Raw genomic sequence first — 5,139 nt, forward strand, 5'->3', positions numbered from 1 at the left:
TTACTATATAAAGCATTTCTAGCTGCTGCATATTTATAGCATTCATTCTCATCTACATTTGGGTTTGCATACTCAGCTCTTGCATCATTAGCCCCTTGCATCATCTCATCTATATTAATTCCTGAAGCTGCAATTGGAAGTAAACCAACAGCTGTTAAAACTGAGAATCTTCCACCAACATTATCAGGAACAACAAACTGCTCATATCCCTCTTCCATAGCAAGGTTTTTAAGTGCTCCCTTACTTGAATCAGTTGTAGCATAAATTCTCTTAACAGCTTCTTCTTTTCCATATTTCTTTTCCATATATTCTTTTAAAATTCTAAAAGCTATAGCTGGTTCTGTTGTAGTACCAGACTTAGAAATTATATTAAGACTTAAATCCTTACCTTCAATAGCTTGTAATAACTCATGCATATAAGTAGAACTTATGTTATTTCCAGCATAAATTATTCTAGGTGTTTTTCTTACTTTATCATCTAATAAGTTATAAAAATTGCTATTAAGCATTTCTATAGCTGCTCTAGCTCCAAGATATGAACCACCTATTCCTATTACAATTAAAACATCAGAGTCAGACTTAATCTTCTCTGCTGATTTTTTAATTCTATCAAACTCAGCTTTATCATAGTTTTCTGGAAGTTCAACCCATCCTAGAAAATCACTACCTGCACCAGTTCCATTATGAACCTTATTATGTGCAACTTCTAAAGAACCTTTTAAATTTTCAATTTCATGCCCTGCTAAAAAGCTAGATGCTTTTGTAAAATCAAGTGTTATATTTTTCATATTAAATACTCCCTTACCTCTAAATTTCTATAAGTTATATATATTTAGTTAAATCAAAAAATCTAACTAATTTAATCAATAAATATACTTTTAATAGTACATACTTAATTTTATCACTTATGGTAATATATACAATACTTATACAATTATATTTATTCTTTATAGAATAAATATATAACTGTATTTTCCATATGTAAACCTTATATACAAAACTATACTTTAATATTTAATTATCAACATTTTTATTTAAGTTATATTTTATTTATGCAAAAAAATAAGTGGCTTTATAAAATTATAAAACCACTTATCTATAAACATCTTTATTTTATTCTGCTGCTGTTATGCTAGCTTCTGTAAATGATATAAATCCAAGTTGAGAAACTTTAACTCCACTAACATTTTTTTGCATAGCTTTTGGTTGTGTATAGTAGTAGATAGGGATAATTGCCATATCATTCATTAAGATTTCTTCAGCATCTTTTAAATATCCTTCTCTTACTGCTGGGTCAAGCTCAGCTTTTGATTTGTCTAATAACTCATCAAACTCTGCATTTGAATATCCTGGGTTATTAAGCCCAACATCAGTTCCAAATAAATCAAGGAAAGTAATTGGGTCAACAAAATCTCCAACCCATCCATCTCTTGCAATTTGGTAGTTCTTAGCTGTTCTTGTTCCTTGGAATACTTTCCACTCTTGATTTTTAAGTTCTACATTAACACCAATTCCAGTCCACATTCCTTGTACTGCTTGAGCAATTTGGCTATGTGCACCTTCTGTATTAAACATTAATTCAAATGTTGGAAGACCTTCTCCACCTGGGTATCCAGCTTCTTCTAATAACTTCTTAGCTTTTTCAACATCACCTTTTGCAGGTATATATTCTTTCTTACTAAATGGCTTACCATCTATACCTTTAATTCCACTTGGAACAAAACTAGTAGCTGGCTCTTGTCCACCTTTAGTAACATTCTTAACTAAAGATTCTCTATCAATAGCAAGACTTAAAGCTTCTATAACTTTAGGATCTCTTAAAGCCTCATGGCTTAAATCATTTCCTGAAACGTTAACTGAATAATAATAAGTACCTATTTGTGGGTATATTGTACCTGTTCCCTCTTTAACTGCATTATCTATCTCTTCTGGTGGTATACTATCAACCATATCAAGTCCTCCAGCTTTAAATTCTGAATAAGCAGTTGTTTCATCACCAATCATTCTAAATTCTAAAGTATCAAGCTTAACAGATTCTTTATTCCAATAATGTTCATTCTTAGAATATACTAAAGCATCTTTTTGTCTCCACTCAGTTAATTTGAATGGTCCATTAGATACGTAAGTTTCTGGCTTTAATGCCCAACCTTCATTAGCAGATACAACATCTTCTTTCACTGGGAAGTATGCTGGGAATGCCATAAGCTCTGGGAAATATACTGTTGGACTATTTAAAGTTACTTCAAGTGTATAATCATCAATAACTTTAATTCCTAAATCTTCTGCTTTACCATCATTTACATTAAAGTCTTCTGCACCTTTAATATAATAAAGTTGGTATGAATATCCTGCTGCTGTTTTTGGGTCTAATGCTCTTGTCCAAGCATATTTAAAATCATTAGCTGTAACAGGCTCTCCATCTGACCATTTTGCATTATCTCTTAAATTAAATGTGTATACAAGTCCATCCTCTGATAGAGTAAAGTCTTTTGCTACACCTGGTTTAGCTTTTTCATTTTCATCAAGAGTCATAAGTCCCTCAAATGCATTTGATATAGCTGTACCAGCTTGAACTTCTTGATTTAATGCTGGATCAAGAGTTTTAGGATCTGCTCCCATGTTATAAATTAAATGTTGCCCCTTGTCTGCTCCACCACCGCTTGGTGCTGCACCATCACTACCACAGGCAACTAAAGTACTTGTACTAATTGCTACTGCCATAGCCATTAGACAAAACTTTTTAAGATTTTTTACTTTCATATATTTTGCCCCCTAAATTTTATTTATATTACATTGCCTTATCGCAAACTAATATCAAAACACTAATTTTTATTTATTTATTTATATAAATGACATGCTACAAAATGTCCAGTTTCAACTTCTTTAAGCTGTGGACAATCCTTTTTACAAATATCCATAACATACGAACATCTACCAGCAAATCTACACCCATCAGGTGGATCTATTGGAGATGGAATGTCCCCCTCTAGGATAATTCTCTTATTTGCTTTTGCCATATCTGGATCTGGAATTGGAACTGCTGATAAAAGTGCTTTTGTATATGGATGCTTTGAATTTGTATAAACATCATCACTCTCACCTTTTTCAACTAATTTCCCAAGATACATAACCCCTATATGTGTTGAAATATGTTTAACCATACATAAATCATGTGCTATAAATAAATAAGTTAAACCAAGTTCTTCTTGAAGTTCTTCTAACATATTTATAACCTGAGCTTGTATAGAAACATCAAGTGCTGATATAGGCTCATCACAGATAATTAAATCTGGCTCAACAGCAAGTGCCCTTGCTATACCTATTCTTTGTCTTTGTCCACCTGAAAACTCATGTGGATATCTATTGATATGGTCACCATTTAAACCAACCTTAAATAGTAAATCTCGAATTCTCTTTACTCTTTCTTCACCTTTATATAATCCATGAATATCAATAGCCTCACCTACAATGTCCCCAACTGTAAGTCTTGGATTAAGTGATGCATATGGATCTTGAAATATCATCTGCATATTTCTTCTAAGTGGAATCATTTCTTTATCTGATAAATTCGTAATATTTTGCCCCTTAAAAATAATTTCTCCACTTGTTGGCTCATATAACTTTAAAATAGTTCTACCAGTAGTAGTTTTTCCACATCCTGACTCCCCAACAAGTCCTAATGTTTCACCTTTATTTATAGTAAATGAAATATCATCAACAGCCTTAACAAAACTATTGCTCTTAAACCAACCTTTTTTAACTGGGAAAAACTTTTGTAAATTCTTAATTTCCAAAACAACTTCTTTATTACTCATTTACAGTTCCCCCTTTAATTCTATACCCTTCTACCTTTGGTGCATTCTCATGACAAAGCCAACAAGCTGACTCATGAGTTTCACTAATTTTAAAATGTGGTGGCATATTTTCTTTGCATATCTTCATTGCATAATCACATCTTGCTGCAAACGGACATCCTACTGGTGGTTTTAATAAATCAGGTGGTTGTCCCTCTATAGGCTTTAATTTTTCTTTATTACTATCCTTTGGATTTGGTACACTTTTCAAAAGTCCCCAAGTATATGGATGTTTACCTTCATAGAAAATTTCTCTTGTTGTTCCTTTTTCTATAATAACCCCACCATACATTACATTAACTCTTGAACAAATATCTGCTACAACTCCAAGATCATGTGTTATAAGAATAATAGATGTGTTTAATTTCTCTTTTAAAGATTTCATAATATCTAAAATCTGAGCTTGAATTGTAACATCAAGAGCTGTTGTTGGTTCATCTGCAACAATAAGCTTTGGATTACAGATAAGACTCATTGCAATCATAACCCTTTGTCTCATACCACCTGAAAATTCATGTGGATATTGCTTAATTCTTTTTTCAGGGCTTGGAATGCCAACTGTCTCAAGCATTTTCACTGCTCTTTCCATAGCATCTTTTTTAGATATCTTCTCATGCTTTATTAAATGCTCTGTAAGCTGATCACCAATCTTTAAAACTGGATTAAGTGAAGTCATAGGATCTTGGAATATCATAGCCATTTCCTTACCTCTTATAGACTCCATCTCTTTCTCAGAACAATTTTTTATATCCTTATTATTAAATATAACTTCCCCATCTTTAACTTCTCCATTTTCACTAAGAAGTCTCATAACAGTCATCATAGTAACTGATTTTCCTGAACCAGATTCTCCAACAACTCCTATTGCCTCACCAAAATCAACATCAAAACTTACTCCCCTAACAGCTTGAACCTCACCAACATGTGTTCTAAAAGATGTCTTAAGATTATTTACTTCTAAAATTTTATTCATAAAGACTTCCTCCTAAACTCTGTTTTTTGGATCAAGTGCTTCTGAAAGCCCATCACCAAATAAATTAAATGCAAGTATTATGATACATATCATCCCTGCTGGGAATAATAATTGATATGGATACATACTTATAACTTTTTGTGCTTCATTAGCAAGTGTACCAAGTGAAGCTAGTGGTGGATTAATTCCAAGACCTATAAAAGCAAGAAATGCTTCTGTAAAAATAGCCTGTGGTATTAAAAGTGTCATTGTAACTATTATTGAACTGATACAATTTGGTATTAAGTGTCTAAATAATATTCTTGCCTTAGA

General features: G+C 32.1%; 4 protein-coding genes and 1 pseudogene. All 5 read right to left on the reverse strand.

Annotated features, from left to right (window positions below):
- Positions 1-788, reverse strand: a pseudogene (locus Q0V15_RS11645) (glucose-6-phosphate isomerase); the annotation flags it as partial.
- A gap of 325 nt (positions 789-1,113) precedes the next feature.
- Positions 1,114-2,760 carry a peptide ABC transporter substrate-binding protein gene (locus Q0V15_RS11650; RefSeq protein ID WP_297439200.1) on the reverse strand — a complete coding sequence of 549 codons (1,647 nt, stop codon included), beginning with the start codon at positions 2,758-2,760 and terminating at the stop codon, positions 1,114-1,116.
- 77 nt (positions 2,761-2,837) lie between these two features.
- Positions 2,838-3,815 (reverse strand): ABC transporter ATP-binding protein, encoded by a 978-nt coding sequence (locus tag Q0V15_RS11655; protein ID WP_297439201.1) that lies wholly within the window; start codon positions 3,813-3,815, stop codon positions 2,838-2,840.
- Positions 3,808-4,827 (reverse strand): ABC transporter ATP-binding protein, encoded by a 1,020-nt coding sequence (locus Q0V15_RS11660; RefSeq protein ID WP_297439203.1) that lies wholly within the window; start codon positions 4,825-4,827, stop codon positions 3,808-3,810. Before Q0V15_RS11660 ends, Q0V15_RS11655 begins: the two co-directional genes overlap by 8 nt.
- Positions 4,828-4,839: 12 nt before the next feature.
- Positions 4,840-5,139 (reverse strand): ABC transporter permease (locus Q0V15_RS11665; protein ID WP_297439205.1); only part of this gene is annotated, 300 nt, incomplete at its 5' end.

The organism is uncultured Clostridium sp. (assembly GCF_947036855.1).
In the GTDB taxonomy this organism is placed as follows: Bacteria; Bacillota; Clostridia; order Clostridiales; family Clostridiaceae; genus Sarcina.

Bases quoted from the DNA above. Each gene is read 5' to 3' on its own strand.
- Q0V15_RS11650 (WP_297439200.1), bottom strand. From the start codon at position 2,760: ATGAAAGTAAAAAATCTTAAAAAGTTTTGTCTAATGGCTATGGCAGTA.
- Q0V15_RS11655 (WP_297439201.1), bottom strand. From the start codon at position 3,815: ATGAGTAATAAAGAAGTTGTTTTGGAAATTAAGAATTTACAAAAGTTT.
- Q0V15_RS11660 (WP_297439203.1), bottom strand. From the start codon at position 4,827: ATGAATAAAATTTTAGAAGTAAATAATCTTAAGACATCTTTTAGAACA.